General features: G+C 55.8%; 21 protein-coding genes and 2 pseudogenes. 19 read left to right on the forward strand and 4 right to left on the reverse strand.

What is annotated here, in order from left to right:
* Both BM152_RS19230 and BM152_RS19705 read left to right on the forward strand, forming a co-directional pair.
* Nucleotides 1-297, forward strand: a pseudogene (locus BM152_RS19230) (hypothetical protein); the annotation flags it as partial.
* A 48-nt stretch (nt 298-345) separates the two neighbouring features.
* Complete coding sequence (locus tag BM152_RS19705) at nt 346-441, forward strand: type IV secretory system conjugative DNA transfer family protein (RefSeq protein ID WP_111481422.1); 96 nt, start codon at nt 346-348, stop codon at nt 439-441.
* A 726-nt stretch (nt 442-1,167) separates the two neighbouring features.
* Here the strand turns inward: BM152_RS19705 and BM152_RS05920 are convergent.
* On the reverse strand, nt 1,168-1,986 hold the full coding sequence (locus BM152_RS05920) for an IclR family transcriptional regulator (protein ID WP_066605333.1): 819 nt from the start codon (nt 1,984-1,986) through the stop codon (nt 1,168-1,170).
* Nucleotides 1,987-2,157: 171 nt separating this feature from the next.
* Between BM152_RS05920 and BM152_RS05925 the strand changes: the two genes are divergently transcribed.
* The 7 genes from BM152_RS05925 (at nt 2,158) to BM152_RS05955 (ending at nt 10,583) form a co-directional block, all read left to right on the forward strand.
* On the forward strand, nt 2,158-3,675 hold the full coding sequence (locus BM152_RS05925) for an ABC transporter substrate-binding protein (protein ID WP_066605320.1): 1,518 nt from the start codon (nt 2,158-2,160) through the stop codon (nt 3,673-3,675).
* A 116-nt stretch (nt 3,676-3,791) separates the two neighbouring features.
* On the forward strand, nt 3,792-4,709 hold the full coding sequence (locus BM152_RS05930) for an ABC transporter permease (protein WP_066605317.1): 918 nt from the start codon (nt 3,792-3,794) through the stop codon (nt 4,707-4,709).
* Nucleotides 4,710-4,712: 3 nt separating this feature from the next.
* Nucleotides 4,713-5,615, forward strand: coding sequence for an ABC transporter permease (locus BM152_RS05935; RefSeq protein WP_066605313.1), 903 nt, complete (start codon nt 4,713-4,715; stop codon nt 5,613-5,615).
* 4 nt (nt 5,616-5,619) lie between these two features.
* Nucleotides 5,620-6,615: an ABC transporter ATP-binding protein gene (locus tag BM152_RS05940; RefSeq protein ID WP_066605311.1), complete on the forward strand. Its 996-nt coding sequence runs from the start codon at nt 5,620-5,622 to the stop codon at nt 6,613-6,615.
* Entirely contained in the window at nt 6,612-7,616 is a 1,005-nt protein-coding gene (locus BM152_RS05945) for an ABC transporter ATP-binding protein (protein WP_066605309.1), read from the forward strand. The genes BM152_RS05940 and BM152_RS05945 overlap by 4 nt, the downstream gene beginning before the upstream one ends.
* Nucleotide 7,617: 1 nt before the next feature.
* Entirely contained in the window at nt 7,618-9,195 is a 1,578-nt protein-coding gene (locus BM152_RS05950; protein ID WP_066605306.1) for a gamma-glutamyltransferase family protein, read from the forward strand.
* A 2-nt stretch (nt 9,196-9,197) separates the two neighbouring features.
* Entirely contained in the window at nt 9,198-10,583 is a 1,386-nt protein-coding gene (locus BM152_RS05955) for a M20 family metallopeptidase (RefSeq protein ID WP_066605303.1), read from the forward strand.
* 72 nt (nt 10,584-10,655) lie between these two features.
* On the opposite strand, the pseudogene BM152_RS05960 reads toward BM152_RS05955, so the two are convergent.
* Nucleotides 10,656-10,832 (reverse strand): annotated as a pseudogene (locus BM152_RS05960) (IS110 family transposase); the annotation flags it as partial.
* Between the two features lie 200 nt (nt 10,833-11,032).
* Between BM152_RS05960 and BM152_RS05965 the strand changes: the two are divergent.
* The 4 genes from BM152_RS05965 (at nt 11,033) to BM152_RS05985 (ending at nt 14,466) form a co-directional block, all read left to right on the forward strand.
* Nucleotides 11,033-11,284, forward strand: a complete 252-nt coding sequence (locus BM152_RS05965) for a helix-turn-helix domain-containing protein (protein ID WP_066605344.1) — start codon at nt 11,033-11,035, stop codon at nt 11,282-11,284.
* Complete coding sequence (locus tag BM152_RS05970; RefSeq protein ID WP_066605297.1) at nt 11,284-11,472, forward strand: HipA N-terminal domain-containing protein; 189 nt, start codon at nt 11,284-11,286, stop codon at nt 11,470-11,472. Before BM152_RS05965 ends, BM152_RS05970 begins: the two co-directional genes overlap by 1 nt.
* A gap of 46 nt (nt 11,473-11,518) precedes the next feature.
* A protein-coding gene (locus tag BM152_RS05980) for an IS3 family transposase (protein WP_425285118.1) occupies nt 11,519-12,753 on the forward strand; the annotation gives its coding sequence in 2 pieces (ribosomal slippage) (nt 11,519-11,744 and nt 11,744-12,753; 1,236 coding nt in all).
* A gap of 561 nt (nt 12,754-13,314) precedes the next feature.
* The gene (locus BM152_RS05985) at nt 13,315-14,466 is read left to right on the forward strand and encodes a tyrosine-type recombinase/integrase (protein ID WP_066605292.1); all 1,152 of its coding nucleotides are present in this window, start codon (nt 13,315-13,317) and stop codon (nt 14,464-14,466) included.
* Between the two features lie 149 nt (nt 14,467-14,615).
* Here BM152_RS05985 and BM152_RS05990 read toward each other — a convergent pair whose 3' ends face one another.
* Nucleotides 14,616-14,843: a hypothetical protein gene (locus tag BM152_RS05990; protein ID WP_066605289.1), complete on the reverse strand. Its 228-nt coding sequence runs from the start codon at nt 14,841-14,843 to the stop codon at nt 14,616-14,618.
* An 85-nt stretch (nt 14,844-14,928) separates the two neighbouring features.
* Between BM152_RS05990 and BM152_RS18930 the strand changes: the two genes are divergently transcribed.
* The 6 genes from BM152_RS18930 (at nt 14,929) to BM152_RS18935 (ending at nt 20,071) form a co-directional block, all read left to right on the forward strand.
* Nucleotides 14,929-15,333, forward strand: coding sequence for a hypothetical protein (locus BM152_RS18930; protein ID WP_139222476.1), 405 nt, complete (start codon nt 14,929-14,931; stop codon nt 15,331-15,333).
* A gap of 165 nt (nt 15,334-15,498) precedes the next feature.
* Entirely contained in the window at nt 15,499-16,338 is an 840-nt protein-coding gene (locus BM152_RS05995) for a hypothetical protein (RefSeq protein WP_066605287.1), read from the forward strand.
* Between the two features lie 107 nt (nt 16,339-16,445).
* A complete protein-coding gene (locus BM152_RS06000; protein ID WP_066605284.1) occupies nt 16,446-16,655 on the forward strand; it encodes a helix-turn-helix transcriptional regulator in 210 nt (69 codons plus the stop codon).
* A complete protein-coding gene (locus tag BM152_RS06005) occupies nt 16,645-16,983 on the forward strand; it encodes a hypothetical protein (RefSeq protein WP_066605274.1) in 339 nt (112 codons plus the stop codon). The genes BM152_RS06000 and BM152_RS06005 overlap by 11 nt, the downstream gene beginning before the upstream one ends.
* Nucleotides 16,980-19,115 (forward strand): hypothetical protein, encoded by a 2,136-nt coding sequence (locus BM152_RS19510; protein WP_066605260.1) that lies wholly within the window; start codon nt 16,980-16,982, stop codon nt 19,113-19,115. Before BM152_RS06005 ends, BM152_RS19510 begins: the two co-directional genes overlap by 4 nt.
* A gap of 620 nt (nt 19,116-19,735) precedes the next feature.
* Nucleotides 19,736-20,071: a hypothetical protein gene (locus tag BM152_RS18935; protein ID WP_139222477.1), complete on the forward strand. Its 336-nt coding sequence runs from the start codon at nt 19,736-19,738 to the stop codon at nt 20,069-20,071.
* Between the two features lie 43 nt (nt 20,072-20,114).
* Here BM152_RS18935 and BM152_RS06025 read toward each other — a convergent pair whose 3' ends face one another.
* Entirely contained in the window at nt 20,115-21,026 is a 912-nt protein-coding gene (locus BM152_RS06025) for a HEPN domain-containing protein (protein WP_074914034.1), read from the reverse strand.
* Nucleotides 21,027-21,305 lie beyond the last annotated feature (279 nt).

Raw genomic sequence — 21,305 nt, forward strand, 5'->3', positions numbered from 1 at the left:
GCCTGGTACAACACAGAGCATCGCCACAGCGCGATCCGTTTTGTGACGCCAGATCAGCGGCACCGTGGTGAGGACGTGCAAATGCTTGCCGCCAGACGCCATGTATATCAGGCAGCCAAAGAGCGGCATCCCGAGCGCTGGTCTCGTGGCACGCGGAATTGGCAGCCTGTTGGCTCGGTATGGCTCAATCCCGAGCGGCCTGAAGTCGAACGCAAAGCCCATGGGGCCGGCGACGCGCTCTCCCATAAAGCTGGCGGCGCCGGCCCCATGGAGCAAAACGAAAAACGGGCAGCATGATAAATTATCAAGCGGCAACTACCTTGAAAAACACCGGATGCGGGCCTTGTGACAATTGCCGGGACCGACACCGGCAAAGGGGCCTCCCAAGTCATCCCGACCGCGCTGACTTATCCGGGCTCTATGGTGTTATCCTCGATCTGAAAAGGAGAAACTCGGGCAGTTACAGCCCGCGCTCGTCACCAGATGAGACAAGAAGTTATTTCCATTGATCTGTTCGGTGACGGGACCGGTTCGCTCAATCCGATGGAAGTGATCGAACCCACATCGCAAGAGGCTTTCGAGCAGAGCAAGCGAATTGCCGCATTGATCCGCAGGACCACCAGCGGAGATTATTCAGACCCATTCTGGGATGATCTTTCAGAGAGCTTGATTGCAGGATCGATACTGTTTCTGGCGACACATATCCGTCCTAAGGATCTCGATCTGTCCTTGTCTACCGGATGTGGGGTGTGGCAGACCAGCTCGATGATATGCTGGACTGTATGCATTCATGCAATTTGCATGGCGACGCCATGGTCGCGGCAGCCAAGGCATATACAGACGCCCCGGAAAGGCCTGCAGCATCCATTCTCACAACATTACGTCGACACATCGGTCTGGCCTTTGCGGGAGCCAGAGCCGGCCTGCGGGGTGGCAGAGGCCTTCTGCAGCGCATCAGAGAGGCGCACCCCATGACCATCTACTGAGGATCCCGCCGCATCTTTTGGCAAGCCAGAGGCCCGTTTTGAGACTCTGGATCGGCTCCATCCTCTCGACAATCGCGGAACGCAGCGCAAGGCCTGCCATTCCGGACCTCTTTCTGGTCGGTGAGGCGGCAACACTGGGCCATATGGATATGTTGCTGACCGCGGCCTCATTGCTGCGAGGCTATCCTTGGCTAGGCTCGGGTCTAGCATCCACGGGGATGCCGCGATGGGATTGGAATGCGGGAGAAATGGCGTTGGCCGTATCCTGAAGTTTGGGGATGATTTCGCGCTCGATCGCAGCACGCGTCCAAGTATGGGCCGATATCGAACAATGCACTGCGGCGAAGGCCCTTCCGTCATGTCCTATAATCGGGGTTGAGACGCCAATTTCGTTCAATATCATCTGTCCATCGCAGATGGCAAAGCCCTGCTGCGCGGCGCGTTCGATACTGTCGTGAATTTGTTCTCGGTCAAGAGTAGTGGCTGGAGTGAAGCGGAGCACCGGCCATGTTTCGACGGCGTTGCGACGTTCTTCGGGAGGGAAGCTACCCAGTATGACACGTCCGGCTGAAGTGCAAAGCGCGGGTAGGTGACGGCCTATGATGGTAGCGGCGAATTGGGTGCGTTTGCAGGGCAAGCGACTGACGTAAACGATATGATCCCCTGACAATTCGGCCAAATTTACCGTTTCGCCCAAGTCCTGTGCGAGGCTAATAAGCTTGGGCATGGCTTGCCCGACCAGTGGATCGGACCAGTAATAGGCATAGGCCATTTGCAGCCAGGCATGCGACGGACGAAAACGTCGTGTGACGGGATCTTTGTCCAGCATCCCTTCGACATGTAGCGTGTTGGCCAATCGTTGAGTCGCGCTTTTTCCTAGACCGGTAATTCGTGCGAGTTCCGACAGGGACATTTCCGTATGACTTTCGTCGAATGCCCTGAGAAGTTGCAATCCTTTGGCCAAAGACCCAACAAAAAGCGTATCTTGTTTAGTTTTCATGCACCCCCCGAATTTTTACCTACCTGAAAGGATCAAGGCTTGACGCAGCCCGTTCTGTCAGGATTACTTAATCATATTAAGATGTCGCGTATCATTATACGATACACCCATCAAGCGGCAAAGAAACACGGATACCATTATTCGTGACCGACCAAGACAGGGAGACGACCAATGAAAACTTCATGGCTCAAGACCTCAATTGCCAGCCTTGCGCTGCTTGTCGCCTCGGGTGCGGCTGTGGCTGAAAAGGCCAGTGACACCTTGCGCGTCGCTTTCACCAAGGAGTTGGAGAACGTAGACAGCTACTTCAACTCCTCGCGCGAAGGTGTCGTCTTGCAGCGCGCGGTCTGGGACGGACTAATCTATCGTGACCCGATCACCAACGAATACAAGGGTAACCTTGCCACCTCGTGGGAATGGATCGACGACATCACACTGGAATTCAAGCTGCGTGAAGGGGTGACCTTTCACAACGGCGAGCCGTTCAACGCCGATGACGTGGTCTATACCGTCAATTTTGTCGCCAAGGAAGAAAACGGCGTAAAGACACAGCGGAACGTGAATTGGATGAAGTCCGCCGAAAAGATCGATGACTACACCGTGCGCATTCTGCTCAAGGAAAAATTCCCTGCCGCCATCGAATTCCTGTCGGGACCGGTGTCGATGTATCCCAACGAATACTACGCCGAGGTGGGGCCGAGCGGTATGGGCCTCAAGCCCGTGGGTACCGGCCCTTACAAGGTGGTATCGGTGGTTCCCGGTCAACACTTTGTTCTGGAAAAGAACGAGAACTACCATGACAGCCCCAAGGGCAATCCCGAAATTACCAACATCGACATCCGCACCATTCCCGACGTGAACACCCAGATGGCCGAGTTGTTCAGCGGTTCGCTTGACCTGATCTGGCAGGTGCCCACCGATCAGGCCGAGAAACTGGCTACGATGGATCAGTTCACCGCGATGAACGAATCCACCATGCGCGTCGGCTACTTGGCGTTCGACGCGGCGGGGCGCTCGGGCGACACACCGTTGACCGATGTGCGTGTGCGTCGGGCCATCAACCATGCCATCAATCGCGAAGAACTGGTTGGCGCACTTCTCAAGGGGAAATCCAAAGTTATTTCAACGCCATGTTTCCCCAGCCAGTTCGGTTGTGTCGAAGAGGCCGCAGTCAGTTATGACTACGATCCCGACAAGGCCCGCGCCCTGCTGGCCGAGGCTGGCTATCCCGACGGGTTCGAGATTGAGTTCTATGCTTATCGTGATCGCGAATATGCCGAAGCGATTATGAGCTACCTGAACGCAGTCGGCATCAAGACCGATTTCAAGTATCTCCAGTATTCCGCGCTGCGGGAATTGAACATGAAGGGTGAGGTGCCGTTGTCGTTCCAAACCTGGGGCAGCTACTCGATCAACGATGCCTCGGCTATGGTTAGCCAGTTTTTCAAGCACGGATCGCTTGATACTGCGCGTGACGATCAGGTGCTGGCAGATCTGAACATTGCCGACAGCGCGACAGATCCTGATATCCGTGTCGAACATTACACGGCGGCAATCAAACGGATCACCAACGAGGCCTATTGGGCGCCGATGTTCTCGTACAACACGAATTACGTGTTCACAAAGGAAGTGGCATACACGCCCACCGCCGACGAGGTTCTGCGCTTTGCCACGATGTCGTGGAATTGATCTGAACCCAGTTTCTGGGGCAGGGGGCGCATGACGTGGCCCTGCCCCGTTGCTCCCTTTTTCGATCCGCTCTGCACACGCAGTCTGCGTGCGAGCGATGATGCAAAGGTATCCCCGTGCTGACATTCATTTTGAAACGTTTGGGCCTTGCCGTGCTTGTGGCCTTTACCGTCTCGTTCATCAGTTTCAGCCTGTTGTTTCTGGCTGGAGACCCTGCGGCGGCGCTGGCCGGTGAAACCGCGAGCGGTGAAGACATCGAAACGCTGCGCAGGCTCTATGGCTTTGATCGGCCGATGCTCGTGCAATATGGAGATTGGTTGTTTTCGGCCCTTCGCGGAGATTTCGGCGAAAGTTACTATTTCCGTTTGCCGGTCGCGTCCCTTATCGCGGAACGGCTCAGTGTGACAATGATACTTGGGGCTTGCGGCATCAGCTTTGCCCTGCTGACGGCGGTGCCGCTTGGCGTGGCCGCCGCGATCCGGCCCAATTCGATCATCGACCGTGTGGCGCTGTTTCTGTCGGTGGCTGGTCAGGCAATGCCCAGCTTTTGGTTCGGACTGATCCTGATTGTGGTCTTCGCCATCAAACTGGGGTGGCTGCCACCGTCCGGCGCGTCCTCAGCTCAGCATTTCATCATGCCAACGATCGTGCTGGGATATTACGCGATGCCAGCCATCATGCGCCTGACACGAGCCGGGATGCTGGATGTGCTGTCCTCCGACTACATCCGCACCGCGCGAGCTAAGGGCGCCCCCGAGGGTCGCATTTTATTCCGCCACGCGTTGCGCAACGCGATCATTCCGGTAGTCAGCCTTGCGGCAGTGCAGATGGGCTTCATGCTGGGTGGTTCGATCGTGGTTGAGTCCATCTTTGCATTGCATGGTGCGGGATATCTGGCGTGGGAAAGCATTGCGCGCAACGACCTGCCCACTGTGCAGGCGCTGATCCTCGTCTTTTCCATGTTCTACATCGTTTTCACCTTTCTGGCCGACGTTTTGAACGCCTGGCTCGATCCCCGTATGCGGAGTAGCTGACCAATGGCGCACACCAATATTAACGACCCGCTGCTGCAAGAGATCACCGGCCCGACCCCCGGCCAGATGTTACGTCGACGCATTCTTGGCCATCAGGGCCTTCTGATCGGCGCAGTGGTAATGGCAATTCTGTTGATTGTGGCCATATTCGCACCACTGCTGGCTCCACATGATCCCTACGCGCAAAGCCTGATGCACCGGATGGAACCTCCGGTATTCCTAGGCGGCACATGGGATCACCCCCTCGGCACCGACCATTTGGGCCGTGATTACTTGTCACGTCTGATTTACGGGGCTCGCGTCTCGTTGATGATCGGCACCATCGCCGCGCTAATCTCCGGGGTGATAGGCACCGCCATGGGGGTGGCCGCAGGCTATTTCGGCGGGCGCGTCGATATGGTCGTGACCTTTCTGATCAACGTCCGGCTGGCCATGCCGGTGGTGTTGGTGGCGCTCGCGGTGGTGGCCATCATGGGTGGCTCGCTGCAAGTTGTCATTGCGGTTCTGGGCCTGTTGTTATGGGACCGCTTTGCCGTGGTCATGCGCGCTTCGACCCTGCAGGTGCGCAGGCGCGAATACGTGGCAGCGGCGCAGGCCATCGGCGCCTCCACCCCTCGTGTGATCCTGTCCGAGATGATGCCCAACATCGCCAACAACCTAATTGTCGTCGTCACGCTGGAAATGGCCCATGCCATCCTGCTTGAAGCGGCCCTGTCCTTTCTCGGTCTCGGGGTGCAGCCGCCGACGCCCAGCTGGGGGCTTATGGTCTCTGAAGGCAAGAACATGATGCTGTTCGAACCGTGGCTGGTGCTGATCCCGGGGGCGGTATTGTTCCTGTTGGTGCTAGCGATCAACCTTATGGGCGACGGGCTGCGCGACGTGACTGCCCCAGAAAACAGGAGCTGAGACAATGGAAAAACCTCTGCTGAGCGTCCGCAATCTGACCATCGACATTCCCGTCGGAGGCGGCACCCTGCACGCGGTGCGCGGGATCGACTTCGACCTGAACCGAGGCGAGACCCTCTGTATCGTCGGTGAAAGCGGATCGGGCAAGTCGCTGACCTCTCTGGCGGTGATGGGCCTTTTAAGCAAGACCATTCGTCGCACCGCCGACCGGATGGATTTTGACGGCACCGATCTGACCCGCGCAACCCCGCGTACGATGCGGGCCCTGCGCGGTGCTCGGATGGCGATGATCTTTCAAGAGCCGATGACATCGCTTAACCCAGCCTATACGATCGGTGACCAGCTAACCGAGGCGTTATTGCTGCACAAGCCGGTGGGCCGAGAGGCGGCCCGAGCCCGTGCCATCGAGCTCTTGGAAAAGGTGGGGATCACCGCTGCTGAGAGCCGTCTGTCGCAATATCCCCACCAGCTTTCCGGTGGGTTGCGCCAGCGGGTGATGATCGCCATGGCCCTAATGTGCGAACCCGAACTAATCATTGCGGATGAACCCACCACAGCGCTGGATGTGACCATCCAGGCCCAAATCCTGCGCCTACTCTATGATCTGGGCCGCGAGATGAACATGGCGATGATCCTGATTACTCACGATCTTGGGGTCGTCGCGCGCGTGGCTGATAAGGTTGCAGTAATGTATGCTGGTGAACTGGTCGAAACAGGACCGGCGGCAGAGGTGTTCAATATGCCGTCGCACCCCTACACCCGCGGTTTGCTGCGTTGCATTCCGTTGCCGGGCAAGACCGAACGCGGCAGCAAGCTGGGCACCATTCCCGGCATCGTGCCATCGCTGGTCGGCGATGTGCAAGGCTGTGCCTTTCGTACGCGCTGCTCCTATGCCGAGGCAGCATGCCACGGCGATATCCCCCGTCAAGGCAGCGGGGGTCACGCCTTTCGCTGCATCCACGAAGACGGCAATCGACATTTCGAGGAGGCCATCGCATGACCGGGCACCCACCCAAAAAACCGCCGATTCTGGAACTGCGCAATGTTGGCAAGACATATCAGGTCAAACAGGGTCTGTTCGGCAAAGCACGGCCGTTGACGGCGGTCAACGATGTATCCTTGTCACTGTCGCGCGGCGAAGTCTTGGGCCTCGTGGGCGAGTCCGGTTGCGGTAAATCTACCCTGGCGAAAATTCTGTTAGGGCTCGAAGCACCGACGACCGGTCAGGTTTTGGTCGACGGGCAGGAGATCGGCGATCAGGACCGGTTGAGCCTTGCGCGGCGGATACAGCCGATTTTTCAGGATCCCTATTCCTCACTCAATCCGCGCAAGAGCATTTTCGACATCGTGTCACTGCCACTGCGGGTGCATGGCATCGGGGACCGGACGCAATGGGAAAAGCAGGTGCGCGAAATTCTCGACATCGTGGGTCTACCGGCGCGAGTGATGAACACCTATCCCAGCCAGATGTCGGGCGGTCAGCGTCAGCGTGTGGCAATTGCTCGGGCGCTGATCATGAAGCCCGAAATCGTGATCTGCGACGAGCCGACCTCGGCACTGGATGTGTCGGTGCAAAGCCAGATCCTGAATCTTCTGGGTGAACTGCGCCGCGAATTTGGCCTGACCTATCTGTTCATCAGCCATGATCTTGCCGTGGTCGAGCATCTGGCGTCGCGCGTTGCGGTCATGTATCTGGGCCGGATCGTTGAAGAGGCCGATGTGGCTGGCCTGTTCGATCACGCGCGACATCCCTATACGCAGGCGCTGCTTCAATCTGTGCTGACGCCCGAGCCTGGGCTTGGTGTCCCAGATACCCAGCTTGGCATGGCTTATCCCAATCCGATTGATCCGCCGTCGGGGTGTCGTTTCCATCCTCGTTGCCCGTTGGCCACCGACCACTGCAAAAGCCATGCCCCCCGTCCGATACGAACGGAGCAGGGGCTGGTGGAATGCCACCTGTATGATCCGGAAAGTCAAATGTACAAAAACGAGGCCGCCTGAAATGTCCGTGAACTTGTCGCGCACCGCGCAGACCCGTAAAACCGTCATCAAAACCGAACATGGCGTTGTCGCTTCACAGCACCGCCTTGCGGCTCAGGCCGGGGCAGATGTGCTGGCCGCCGGAGGTGATGTCGTAGATGCCGCGATTGCCACCTCCTTCGCAATCGGGGTGCTGGAGCCATGGATGAGCGGGCCGACAGGCGGCGGGGCATTGATGCTCTGGCGGGCCGACACTGGCAAGGCACAGGCACTCAACTATGGTATGCGCGCGCCCAAGGGATTGAACCCGAAAGACTACCCGTTGAGCGGTGAGGGCGTGGCCGGCGACTTGTTCCCGTGGGAAAAGGTAGTGGATGACCGAAATGTGCAGGGGGCCACGGCGGTGGCGGTGCCCGGCCTCGTAGATGGTATGGGCCAGATGCATGAACGCTTTGGCAAGATGCCTTGGGCCGATCTAGTCGCACCAGCCATCGGCTTTGCCCGCGAAGGGCTTCTGGTGGATTGGTATGCGGCGCTGATCATCGCCTCGGCCACCCGTGCTCTTGCCACCGATCCCGACGCGGCGGCTATGTTTCTGGAGGACGGTCAATGGCCCACGATCAGCGGTTGGACCGCGTTGGCCGAGAAACGGCTGGACCAGCGCCGCATGGCCGACAGTCTGGAGCAAATAGCACGCGGCGGGGCACGGGAATTGTACGATGGCGATCTCGGTGCGGCCCTAGTTGCGGATATTCAGGCGAAGGGCGGCTGTCTAAGCCAGGAAGATCTGAACGCCTATAGTGCTCAGTTCAGTGACCCGTTGAGCTTTGATTATCGTGACGCACGCTTCCACGTGGCGCCGGGGCTAACCGCTGGGCCCACGTTCCGCGACGCAATGGCTACGGTGGAACAGGCCACGCTTGGCCATGTGCCGGACGAGCAAGCCTTTGCGGCCTATGTCGATGGGTTACGCAGGGCCTATACGGAGCGGCTCACCAATATGGGCGACACTGGTGAAACCGAGCCGAATTCGGGCTGCACCACGCATTTTTCTGTCGTGGACCGACATGGCAACATGGTGGCGCAGACGCAGACCCTGCTCTCGATCTTCGGGTCGCGGGTCGTGTCGCCGTCGACCGGCTTGCTGATGAACAACGGCATCATGTGGTTTGATCCGGTTCCGGGGCGCCCCAACTCACTGGCACCGGGAAAACGGTGCTTGATGAATGTCTGCCCCATTCTGGGCGAGAGCGGTGACACGCGGTTCGCCTTCGGGGCTTCCGGCGGGCGCAAGATCGTCTCGGCCATGGTGCAGATGGCATCCTTTGTGACCGACTTTGGCATGGATATCGGCGAAACCTTCCATCATCCGCGTATCGATCTGTCGGGCGGCAAGACCATCGTGGCGGATGAGACGTTGCCGACAGAAGTTCTTTCCGCGCTTCAGGCCAAACTTCCGGTGCACACAACAAAACGCAGCCCCTTCCCTTATGCTTTTGCCTGCCCCGCAGGCGTGATGCGTAAGGGCGCAATCAACAGCGGTTGCACCGAGATTATGTCGCCTTGGGGCGATGCCGTTGCAGAAACGCAGGTAGCTTGAGTATGACACGACAAACCGCAATTGAGCACATTTCCACCTATTTCGATGAAGGCCGGTTTCAGGCTGATCTCGCCGATCTCGTAGCCTATGAAACCGAAAGCCAGAATCCCGAACAGGCACCGGAACTGGAACGGTATCTGAGACAGGCGATGATCCCACGGTTGACTGGCATCGGGTTCGAAACGCACTTGCATGACAATCCGGCACCAGGTGCAGGACCGATCCTCGTGGCACAGCGGCATGAGGGCGACGACCTACCCACGGTGCTCATCTATGGTCATGGCGATGTGATACGTGCGCAAACAGACCAGTGGCGTGATGGGCTGAGCCCGTTCCGCCTGACCGAAGAGGGCGACCGTCTGTATGGACGCGGCACGGCCGACAACAAAGGCCAGCATCTGATCAACCTTGCCGGGCTCGAGGCCGTATTGAAGACCCGTGGCAAGCTGGGATTCAACAGTAAGGTGGTGATCGAAACCGGCGAAGAAACCGGCTCACCCGGCCTGCACGCGTTTTTCGAACAGCATAGGGATGAGTTGCGCGCCGATGTTCTGATCGCCTCTGACGGACCGCGCCTACAGCCCGAAACGCCCACCATGTTCATGGGATCGCGCGGCGGAACCAGTTTCGATCTGGTTGTCGACCTACGCGAGGGGGCGCACCATTCGGGCAACTGGGGAGGGCTTCTGGCCGATCCGGCTATGATCTTGGCACAGGCGCTATCCACCATTACTGACAAGCGAGGTCAGATCCGGCTTCCTGAATGGAGGCCCGACAGCCTGACCGATGAGATACGCACGGCCTTACGCGATCTGCCGATCGATAGCAGCGACGGTCCGGCGATCGATCCCGACTGGGGTGAGGAAAGCCTGACCCCGACCGAGCGAGCCTACGGCTGGAACAGTTTTGCGATACTGGCGATGAAAAGTGGCGTACCCGAGGCTCCAGTGAACGCGATTTCGGCCCATGCGCGAGCCACCTGCCAGTTGCGCTTTGTGGTGGGCACCGATCCTGAAGACGTCTTGCCCGCGCTGCGCCGCCACTTGGATGCGCATGGTTTTCATGCTGTTCAGATTGAGCAGCATGACCGGGGCTTTTTCCCCGCGACGCGGCTGAACCCGGATCACCCTTGGGTTTCCTTCGTCGCCGCTTCGCTAGAGCGAACAGCGGGAAAGGCGCCACATGTTCTGCCCAATCTAGCTGGCTCGTTACCCAATGACGCCTTCGCCGATATCCTGGGCCTGCCCACCATCTGGATTCCACACTCCTACCGAAGCTGTTCACAGCATGCTCCGAACGAACATGTGCTCAAGCCGGTGTGCCGCGATGCGCTGCAGCTGATGGCTGGGGTTTTCTGGGATATCGGCGCGGGTGGTAGCCCGCGCTGAGGGGGGCCGGATCTCTCAGACCGTACCGTTATGAAAAACGAATTCGCAAACTTTTTAATCGTGGATTTTATCACGTTTAAGGCTGAGGATGGCTTCCATTTTCGAGCTTCCGTCAGAAATACGCTTGGCAACATAGTCTTGGGTTCGATGGCCCAGTCGCAAACGTCCTATGGCGATGATGTGGGTCGCGCTGTTGGCGGTGCGATCACCGCTCCTGTTGAGCCTATGTTGAACTGTTTTCCCTGAAGAATCCGAATAACGACGGGGCCGTAAGTGGTTGCCGCGCACACTAGACATCACGCGGATGCCGGATCATGAGCTCAAGCAGCTCTGCGACGACACATCGATACGCCCCGAAAATGCGGAAACTATTCGCTGTGGCGCATAATGATGAATTATACGATACATCGCATATTGATCATTTACCTGCCCCGGCGTATATTTCTGCCATGCAAGACCTCGCACGCACATCAAAGCAGATCGGAGCCATCATCCAGCGCACGCGGAAGGCGCGTGGCTGGACGCAAATGCAGCTTGCCGAACAGGCGGGACTGCGGCAGGCGACGATCTCAATAATAGAAAGCGGCGACAGGCCTGCTAAACTCGACACGATCCTTGCCGTTCTGGCCGCGCTTGATCTGGAATTCAGGGTCGAACCCCGCTCCAAAGGCAGCGATTTGGACATTGAGGAGTTGTTCTGATGGGCCGCCGTCCAGCCTATGCGCCTCTGCGAGTCTATTTGAACAATCGCCGGATCGGCACACTGAGCCGTGAAGCAAGCGGGGCCATCAGCTTTGCTTACCATGAAAGCTGGCTGGCGTGGGACGCGGCCTTCCCTGTCTCGCTGTCTTTGCCTGAGCTACCCCCCGAAATTCGGACAGTGACGTAAGCTACGATTTGCAGTCTGCTGATCTTCGACGAGAAGGAGATCAGAGATGTCGAAACGCAAACAACATGCGCCTGAATTTAAGGCGAAGGTCGCGCTGGAAGCCTTGAAGGGTGAGGAGACCGCCGCCGAGCTGGCAAGCCGGTTCGGGGTGCATCCGACGATGATCCATCAATGGAAACGTGCGCTCTTTGAGGGCGCCTCCGGCGTGTTTGAACGCGGTGGCAGAAAGAATCCCGAGATCAATGAGGAGCAGGTGAAGGAACTCCACGCCTAGATCGTGGGGTAAGTCCGCGAACGCCATGCGTTCGAGAGAGCGGGCGCACGCCGTGGCCAACGGTAGGGGGGCTTGCGAGGCCCCACTGGGGCCACGGTCCCCCTAGCTTTGTCACGAAAGCTCAAACCATGGACCGGCAAGTGAGGCACGACATGATTGAGCCAAATAATTCCATTTTGTCCATCGGGCAGCAGTGCAAGCTGCTGTCGATCTCACGCTCGTCATTCTATTACACGGCGAAGGGCGAGACCGCGCAGAACCTTGATTTGATGCGGCGGATCGACGAGCAGTTCCTGGAAACACCCTTCTTCGGTGTCCGGCAGATGACCTGGCACCTGCGTAACGATGGGCATCTTGTGAACGAGAAGCGGATACGCCGGCTGCTGATGCGCCTCATGGGGCTGATGCCGATCTATCAGAAGCCTAATACCAGCAGGCCGGCGAAAGGGCACAAGACCTATCCCTACCTACTGAAAGGGTTGCGGGTGGATCGGCCCAATCAGGTCTGGTGCGCCGATATCACCTACCTGCCGATGCGGCGCGGGTTCCTGTATTTGGTCGCCATCATGGACTGGCATACCCGGAAGGTCCTGGCTTGGCGCATCTCGAACACGCTGGAGGCCGACTTCTGCGTCGAGGCGCTGAACGAGGCCATCCACAAGTTCGGCCCGCCCGAGATAATGAATACCGATCAAGGATCTCAGTTCACGTCCTTTGCCTGGACTGACCGGCTACGCCGATCCGGCGTGCGCATCTCAATGGATGGGAAGGGCCGCTACCTGGACAACATCTTCATTGAGAGGCTCTGGCGAACCCTGAAATACGAGTGTGTCTATCTGCATGCTTGGGAGACCGGATCAGAAGCGAAGGCAGGTATCCGGAAATGGATGACCTTTTACAACAACAAACGCCCACACTCAGCCCTTGGCGGCAGGCCACCAGCCGTGGTCTATTGGCTGAGAAATGACAAAACACAACCCGATCAGCAGGAGCAGAGAGTAGCTTAATTTACGCCAGATCCTGTCCAACAAATGGGGAGTAGCTCATTATGCGCCAGATTTTCTGCGACAGAGTGACCGTAGCGAGAAGTCTGGCATTTTATCCCGCAGCTCAAGTGTTTTTGATAGACGCATCACTACTACGAACAGGACACAGGCTTAGAAAGCCTGGTGCAGCAATTTAAAAAACACAAATGGCGGTTTTAGACTATATCTATCATTTACTTAAGTTGCCCTATCGCCACACCCCTCACTTCGCCCTTCTTGCTTCCACGGTGCTTCCAGTTCGCATATCCTAGAAACGGCAAAAAGCCACCCGGAGGTGGCTAGCGTGTTGATATATATTGCAATTATTGGTTGCGGGAGTAGGATTTGAACCTACGACCTTCAGGTTATGAGCCTCACAGGCTTATGTTTGACGTAGTTTGTTGATCTTATTTCTTTATATGTTTATCAATATGTTATGAGACGTATACTTTGTTTTAACCTTACTCAATATTGTCCAAATTTGCTCTCTAGTGTAGCACCATAGTAGCACCACTGTAGAACGAGCATTTGAGGATTGTGATTTTGGCCAGCCATAAATTGAACTTCACCAAAGCCGCTTTGTTGAAAGCCCCCGCCCCTTCCAAGGGGAAGCGCGATTACTATTCCGACCTGAAAGAGCAAGGCTTGCAGATGGCCGTGACCTCTGCCGGAGCCAAAACCTTTTATCTCTACAAGCGCGTGGATGGACGGCCTGAGCGCATCTTGCTGGGACGCTTTCCAGATATCAGCGTCGAAAACGCGCGAAAGGCGGCGGCAGAGGCCAAGGGTAAGATCGCCAGCGGGCAGAACCCCCAGAAAGAGCGCCGCGCCATTCGGGATGAAATGACCTTTGCGGCGCTGTTTGATGACTACATGACCAAATATTCCAAGGTGCATAAGAAGTCTTGGAAGTACGACGAGCGGGAAGTGAACAAGTTCCTGTCGCATTGGTTCAAGCGCAAAATCTCTTCGATTGATAAGGCTGAGATTGAACGGCTTCACGCCAAGATCGGCAAGGACAACGGCACGACGCAAGCCAATCGGCTTTTGGAGCGTATCCGGTCGATTTTTAACAAGGCGATTGATTGGGGATGGGACGGCACAAACCCCGCCGTGGGCATTAAGAAGTTCAAAGAGAAAAGCCGTGATCGGTTTTTGCAACCCGACGAGCTGCCCCGCTTCTTTGAAGCGCTGGCCAATGAACACAACGAGGCTGCGCGTGATTTCTTTATGGTGTCGTTGCTGACAGGCGCGCGCAAATCCAACGTCTTGGCGATGCGATGGAAAGATATCAACTTCACCACCTCCACGTGGCGGATTGAGGAAACCAAGAACGGGGAGGCGCAGACCGTCCACCTGCCTTCTCAGGCTATGGAGCTGCTGAAAGAGCGCAAGCTGGCTTCAGACAGCCCTTGGGTCTTTCCAAGCGCAAGCGCGTCCGGCCACTTGGCGGACCCCAAGAAGGCGTGGAAGCGTATTTTGAAGGCGGCAGGGATTGAAGACCTGCGCATCCACGACCTGCGCCGCACCTTGGGCAGCTATCAGGCCGCCACGGGGGCGAATGGCTACATCATTGGCAAATCGCTGGGCCACAAAAGCCAGCAATCCACTGCGATCTACGCCCGCCTCAACCTTGATCCTGTGCGCGATAGCGTGAACAAAGCCACGGACGCGATGTTTGGATATGGGAAATAGGGCGAGAGATTGTCGCTCGCTGCGCGCAACACCTAAGCTGACCAGATTGCATCTTTCCGACCCTTGCCGCACATGTGCAAATGTACGGTTTGGAAAACGGTTCAACAAACGCTGGTTTTTGGAAGTGGTCGGCAGACCAGTAAAGGGCACTACTTTTCTAATTTTAGGCTTATTTCACAGAGAACGCCGAGGACCAAACCTGCAAACACCATAATTGAACCTTGCGTGAACAAGAGCGTCGACTGCCTAAAGTTAAAGGACTGCCGATCGAACTCTGGGGAAAGCAGATCAGATGGAAAAAAGAACGATCCAATGAAAGCTGCAAGCCCAAGCGCAACGACCACAAAGCCGACAATTCTTCCAATTTTTGTGAACATCTTTTTCTACTCCTCAATGCTAAAAGCTGTCCCACACATCTACAGGAGCTTGCCTTCATGATCTATCTGTGGGTTTTATATCTTCATGAAAAAAATTATGTACTTGGCGTTTACGGCCTCCACACTTCTCATTAGCACTCCTGCTCAATCGAAGCCTGTAGACTTAACTGGTCTTTCTTGTACACGTGAAACTGCGTTTGGTCCAAATACATGGGATTTTTATGGCGATATTGCCGTAAGGTCTTACGCTGACGGCCAAGGACGGCCACAGCGTTTCATCCGTGTCGGTGAAGGTGCGTACGAAAGATATAGCCGCATTGATGGAAAATGGGACGCTGTTTACTACTTTTTTGATGTAGGTGACGGCATCACAATGCGCATTTTTTCAAGACCGGGCCTCATCGCTCGAGAAGAGAACCCAAAAGCGTCTTGGGAGAAGAACGCGTTTCCTTTTGCTGCTGACTGCCTGCCGTTATGGGAGAGTAATTAAAACCAATAAATCTGCCACTTTTCCAAATTACTCAACAATCCTTCCCTTTTCGAACCCGCAAAAACGGCCCCTTTTAACGCTGCCCAAAGCACCCCCAACCTCTTTCCCCTCATATATTTTTGCGGATACCAGACATGTAACATTCACAGCCCAAAGAGCTTTATTTTGCCTACCAGCTTCACCGACCGCCTTGCCGCGTTCTATCCATCTCTGAATGTGAATTTGGATGAAGATATTGCCGACCAATTGGACACCCTGTTTGACCCCAGTGAGTTGGCTAGCTTTGCTACAGCATTGTCTTTGCGGCACGACGCAGAGAACGCGGCCACCGCGATCATTCAGCAAGCCACGCTAGCCTATGTTGATGGCGTCTTGGACCGCCTCAATCAAAAGCCGGAGAAGCAAGACACCGCCGCCCTTATAAAAGTCGCCAACAAATCCGCGCAGCTTGAAGAAGCCTTGTTGGCATTGACGGAACACCCGCACTTGGAAGCTCAACTTGAGGAGCGCATTCGCGGTTTCCACGCGCTTGCCAGTAATTCTGACGGGGTTTCGCTTTCAGATTTGATTGGGAGCCGTCACAACATCTTTCAATTTATGCGGGACATGTTGATTGACCTGCAAACCTGTGCTGAAGCCACGACCAACCGCAAACCCAAAAGAGAAGACTATTCCGAGGACTTCGTTTTTGGCGACGCGCCAACTGCCGAACAACAGTACAATCGAGCTGAAGCCACATGGAAGCGGCGCAGCAAGGCTCGCAACTTAGGGGCAGACCATCCGCTGCAGTGCTTTCTGCTCACCGTTTACCCGTATTGGGTGGAACATTCCGCTCACCCATTCACCGAGGGCATGTATTTTGCCGAAATTGGCGAGACAATTTCGCCCGTGATTTCCGTTTTGGACCCCATTCTGTCCAAAATAGACAGCGAAATTACACCTCAAAATATCGCAACAGCGATCCGAAAACTGCGCGAAGAGGGCAAGTTTACAAGCCTATCGTAAGACCTAGGAAGGTTTCCTTCCCGACTTATACGATCCCGTTTTCTGTACTTTGATCAATGTTTCTCAATACTTACCGATACATCGAAACGTGTATTTTGGAGAAACACATGAGCACTTTAAGAAAACAAAACCTACTTACCCCGCAAGACGTGGCAGATCGCCTAGGGGTCTCAACAACTACCCTTGCGACGTGGCGCTGCACCAAGCGCTATCCACTGGCCTATGTGAAAGTGGGCCGCTTGGTCCGCTACCGCGCAGGCGATGTAGACGCCTTTGAGATCGCCCGCTTGCAGGAGGTGATCGCCAATGACAACTAATGCCCTAAACACAGCACCACGCAACAAAGGCCCGCGCCACATTATCTTCGTTGTGGTCAATGACGCTTGCATGCGCAACTTTTGGGAGGTTCTGGCCACATGGTTGCCGGATGGCAAACAGGTGGGCCGCGAATGGGTGGCCCGCAATCCGACCCGCGCAGATCGCAAAGCGGGATCATTCAAAATCAACATGGACACAGGCCGCTGGGCCGACTTCGCCACGAATGACGCTGGTGGCGATCCGGTGAGCCTCTACGCCTACCTCAGAGGCCTCACACAAATGGCGGCGGCACGCGAGTTGATGAACCTTTGGGGGCTGCGCCCATGAGTGTTAACATCGCAGAGCTGCGCCACCCAAAGGCTGGCAAACCTACGTCGCAATATGTCTACCGTAACGAGGACGGCACCGCCGCCCTTGTCGCCAATCGATTTGATCGGGGCAGTGAGAAATTCTTCATTCCTTACGATCTGGTGGCCAATGATTGGAAAGCGCCGGAGCGCCGCCCACTCTATCGCCTAGATGAATTGGTTGCGGCAAATGAGGATCGGGCGGTGATTGTCACCGAGGGCGAGAAATGCGCCGACGCGCTGGCCTCTTTGGGATTTGTGGCCACGACGACCTACGGCGGGGCGCAAGCCCCGCATATGTCGGACCTCTCCCCTCTTAACGGGCGTAACGTATACGTATGGCCCGATAAGGATGAAGCCGGGCAATCCTATGCGCAAAAGCTCTGCGCTACGTTACGTAGCGTGAGCGGCACTGTGGCGAAGGTCATTCCCATCTCCGATCTAACCCTACGTAGCGTTACGTATGGATATGAAGGCAAGGAAACCTCTAACGCCCGTAACGTAACATACGGCAAGGGATGGGATGCAGCGGACGCGGTGGCGGCAGGCTGGACCGTGGGCAATGTGAACACGCTTCTAAAGCTGGCCGCGCCCTATGAAGGCAGCAGCTCTGAGGATGGGCCACAGATCGCAACACCAATGCCCGCCAATGACAACGACGCGCCGGAGCTGTTTGAGGGCATAGACCTTTGGCATACGCCGGAGGGCAAACCCTACGCTTCGATCAAACGCGGTGACGGCTCTGCACCGTGGGAAACCTTCGCCTTGGAGAGCGCCGCATTCAAACGGCTCTTGGCGCACGCGGCTTATCAAACAAGCGGCAAGGTGCCACCCGCAGCCAAACTGGATGACCAAGTGCGGCAGATGATCGGAGAAGCGCTCTTTGAAGGAGAGCGGCGCGAGGTGTTCACCCGTATCGGGCGCGGCCCCGATACGTTAGGACCGGACAGCATTGTCTTGGACCTTGGGCGGCCCGATTGGTCTACGGTACGTATCACAGCGGAGGGGTGGTCGATCCGTAACGGGGCGATACAGACCACAACCGCGCCGCGCTTCAAACGCGCGCCGAGCATGGCCCCGCTACCCGTACCGATACGGGGCAACGCTGGCATTGATCTGCTACGCCGTTTTGTGAACGTGGCCACGGATGATGACTTCCGGCTTATGGTGGGGTGGCTCATGGGATGTTTGCGACCAAGCGGCCCTTACCCGCTTATGATCCTGACGGGCGAACAAGGCAGCGCCAAAAGCACCACATCCAAGGTACTGCGCGCTTTGATTGATCCGTCTACGCTGGCCACGCGCAGCTTTCCAAGTGACGAGCGGGATTTGGTGATTGCAGCGCAAGGCGCACACGTGCTGGCCTTTGATAATATCTCCAAGGTCAAACCCGCGATGGCGGACGCGCTGTGCCGCTTGGCCACGGGCGGCGGCTTTGCCACCCGCAAGCTACATAGCGATGCCGACGAAGTTCTATTTGACGCCACGCGGCCCGTGATCTTGAACGGCATTCCAGCCCTTGCGGAACGGGCGGACCTGTCAGATCGCGCAATCTCGTTGCACCTACCGACAATCCCGCCGCATGGCCGCGCCTTTGAAACCGACTTTTGGGCAGAGTTCGAGGACGCGCAGCCGTTGATATTGGCGGCTCTCTTGGATGCGGCCAGCCATGCGCTTGCCAGTGTCGCCCATGTAACGCTCTCAGAGCGCCCCAGAATGGCGGACTTCGCCAGATGGGTCACGGCATCGGAACCTGCCCTTGGATGGACACAGGGGGCGTTTCTGGAGGCCTACGCGGCCAACCGGAAGGAGGCGGCAGAGGTTGCGCTTGATGGCAACGCCGTGGCTAGCGCTGTTCTCATGCTTGTACGGGAGCAAGGACGCTGGCGCGGGACCGCCACAGACCTCACAAGCCACCTGCGCATGCTCTACCCCGCTCTCACAGAAAGCGCAGAAGCCTTTCCACGGCAAGCCGCTGCCTTTGGGGCAGAGCTGCGCCGCGTGACGCCCCTCCTACGCACTCACGGAGTAGAGGTTGCGCACCTGCGCGAAGGCAAGGAACGGCGGCGCGTGGTGTCAGTATCGAAAAGAGAAGGTTGGGAGGGGGAATAGCTAAGTAATGACCTGGGCGCTGCGCGAGGCGCGCGGCGTCCTAGGTACATACCGACTTAGGGGCGGTATTGGGGCGGACAGCAAAACAAAACCTAATCACTTTGCTGTCCGCCCTGTCCGCCTGCCGTCCGCCCCTATATTCAACAGGGTTTGGTGGCGGACAGCGGCGGACAGGGCGGACAGGGCGGACAGCGATTTAGGTAGATTTCAGGAATACTACGGTTTCCCTTACTTGAAACACTCAGAAATCGCGTTAACAGTTTTGTTACCACATTTCTTAGGGGGAATATTATGAAAACGAAAATTGCAGCGGCAATCTTGGCCGCAACTTTGTCAATGCCCGCACATGCAGGCATTGAAATTCAAGCCACCACTGAAACCGAGTTCGGACATGGCGGCGGCTGTCGCAAAAATTCACCTCCGGGCCAATGCTGCCACATGCAGACAAGCACGGGCACAGTTCACTGTCATTGATTTAGAGCGGAACTATCGCTCAGACGCTACGCCTATTGCGTAGCGTCTAAAATATACATGTCAGGACGTTCTCTCACGAAAAACTGCATATTGGACACAATCCAAACAATACTTAAACGAAACACCATGACACTTAGGAAATTATCATGAAATCGGCCACCTTACCTATTCTTATCGTTTCCGCATTAGCTGGCTGCGCACCACTTTCTGACGATGTTGCAGGAAACGTAGTGTCTTTTACTGATACGATGGTAGTGATTGAGGCATATGGCGGATTTCATTCAGATGATTATATCAAACCTCCCTCAGCAATGCAGGAGAATGCACAATCTCTGTGTCAAAGCCGCGGGCGGGACGCTAAATTCCTAAATGCCGGTTTGAAAGACACAGGATCAAAAACAATTACAGGCCCATTTGGCACTAGCTATGTCAGAGGCCAAGAGTCATTAGCTCCAGTTCAATATAGATTTGCTTGCATTTAATTCAGAAAATTCAGCCTAGATAACAGCCAATTCACATAACAGGTCAAATTGTAGCTGGAAATGATTTTAAAACTACAGCGCTGCCGAGGGTCCCAACGAGTTCGAGACTTGCTTTGTGCGCTAGGTAAGCTTCTTGGAGGTTGGAGCTATATTCATATCGAGCTGATGCTTTCTGAGGTAGTGCTTCAAGCAGTTTGGAAAGCTCGGAGATGCCTTCAAGTGACTTTTCGAGTTCATTGAAAAGTTTTTGTAGGTCATGCCTTTGCTTGGGATTGCCTTCACCGATCAAGGAAATCAGCCCTTTCATATACTTTTCGGCCATTTGTGACGATGAATACAATGACTGGCCAAAGTCCGGCTTCTGTGAAGTCAGATGTAAAGTCGCAGCTGACCAATCAGCTTCAGCCTTCGCAAACAAAACATCATGCTTCATAAACATTTGGAACACTTTTCGGGCGCGAAGACCCAAATTATACAGCAGAACAACCTCATTAATATCATCATTGGAGAAACGAGAGAGCCGGGATTGCGTTATTCCTGCAAGGTGAGCACAAGGGTTAAATATCTTTGGACCCTGTCTATTTTTCTCGGAAACAATCGTCAGATCACGACTAGGGGCTAAAAGTCCGCCCAACATGATAGGTATGGGTCCCTCCCAAATATCTCCGTTGGCATAGATTGCCACTCTCGCATTTCCAGCAGGATCAAACTTCAGTCTATCTCCGTATATATCCTCATACCATTCGTGAATCTGCCGTGAGTAATGAACTGTTTCCATCAATTCCTTCGGCGCACCAGGCAAAATGCTCTTTGTGAGAGGCATGGAAATCTCAAAACGATTTCCAAACTCCATCACTGCGCGCAAGGGCCGGGCATGAGGAGCAACTCCTTCAGCTTTTAGGCATGCGTCAATCTCAGTGAGAATGGAGTTTATGTCGTCAGGAATTTTTTTCATACTAATTCAATACTTGGATACAATTTAAGAAAATACCCTGCTTCCAACTACAAATAGGCTATATAAACCACACCGCACTGGCAACCCAGTGCTCTATCACGCCCGCCCATAACGCCTATCTCTTTCGACCCGCCCCACAAAAGTAGCACCATCGTAGCACCGAGCGGGGAGCTAAAAACGCAAAAAGCGCCCCTTGGGGCGCCATCGTTTTGTTTTATATGGATATTTTTGGTTGCGGGAGTAGGATTTGAACCTACGACCTTCAGGTTATGAGCCTGA

The sequence above is a fragment of the Celeribacter halophilus genome (assembly GCF_900114135.1).
Lineage (GTDB): Bacteria > Pseudomonadota > Alphaproteobacteria > Rhodobacterales > Rhodobacteraceae > Celeribacter > Celeribacter halophilus.

Coding starts and splice junctions, on each gene's coding strand:
- BM152_RS05945 (WP_066605309.1), top strand. CDS start 6,612: ATGACCGGGCACCCACCCAAAAAACCGCCGATTCTGGAACTGCGCAAT.
- BM152_RS18930 (WP_139222476.1), top strand. CDS start 14,929: ATGAAAAAAATTATGTACTTGGCGTTTACGGCCTCCACACTTCTCATT.
- BM152_RS05970 (WP_066605297.1), top strand. CDS start 11,284: ATGGGCCGCCGTCCAGCCTATGCGCCTCTGCGAGTCTATTTGAACAAT.
- BM152_RS05965 (WP_066605344.1), top strand. CDS start 11,033: ATGCAAGACCTCGCACGCACATCAAAGCAGATCGGAGCCATCATCCAG.
- BM152_RS18935 (WP_139222477.1), top strand. CDS start 19,736: ATGAAATCGGCCACCTTACCTATTCTTATCGTTTCCGCATTAGCTGGC.
- BM152_RS19510 (WP_066605260.1), top strand. CDS start 16,980: ATGAGTGTTAACATCGCAGAGCTGCGCCACCCAAAGGCTGGCAAACCT.
- BM152_RS06005 (WP_066605274.1), top strand. CDS start 16,645: ATGACAACTAATGCCCTAAACACAGCACCACGCAACAAAGGCCCGCGC.
- BM152_RS05920 (WP_066605333.1), bottom strand. CDS start 1,986: ATGAAAACTAAACAAGATACGCTTTTTGTTGGGTCTTTGGCCAAAGGA.
- BM152_RS05950 (WP_066605306.1), top strand. CDS start 7,618: ATGTCCGTGAACTTGTCGCGCACCGCGCAGACCCGTAAAACCGTCATC.
- BM152_RS05990 (WP_066605289.1), bottom strand. CDS start 14,843: ATGTTCACAAAAATTGGAAGAATTGTCGGCTTTGTGGTCGTTGCGCTT.
- BM152_RS06000 (WP_066605284.1), top strand. CDS start 16,446: ATGAGCACTTTAAGAAAACAAAACCTACTTACCCCGCAAGACGTGGCA.
- BM152_RS05925 (WP_066605320.1), top strand. CDS start 2,158: ATGAAAACTTCATGGCTCAAGACCTCAATTGCCAGCCTTGCGCTGCTT.
- BM152_RS06025 (WP_074914034.1), bottom strand. CDS start 21,026: ATGAAAAAAATTCCTGACGACATAAACTCCATTCTCACTGAGATTGAC.
- BM152_RS05955 (WP_066605303.1), top strand. CDS start 9,198: ATGACACGACAAACCGCAATTGAGCACATTTCCACCTATTTCGATGAA.
- BM152_RS05940 (WP_066605311.1), top strand. CDS start 5,620: ATGGAAAAACCTCTGCTGAGCGTCCGCAATCTGACCATCGACATTCCC.
- BM152_RS05935 (WP_066605313.1), top strand. CDS start 4,713: ATGGCGCACACCAATATTAACGACCCGCTGCTGCAAGAGATCACCGGC.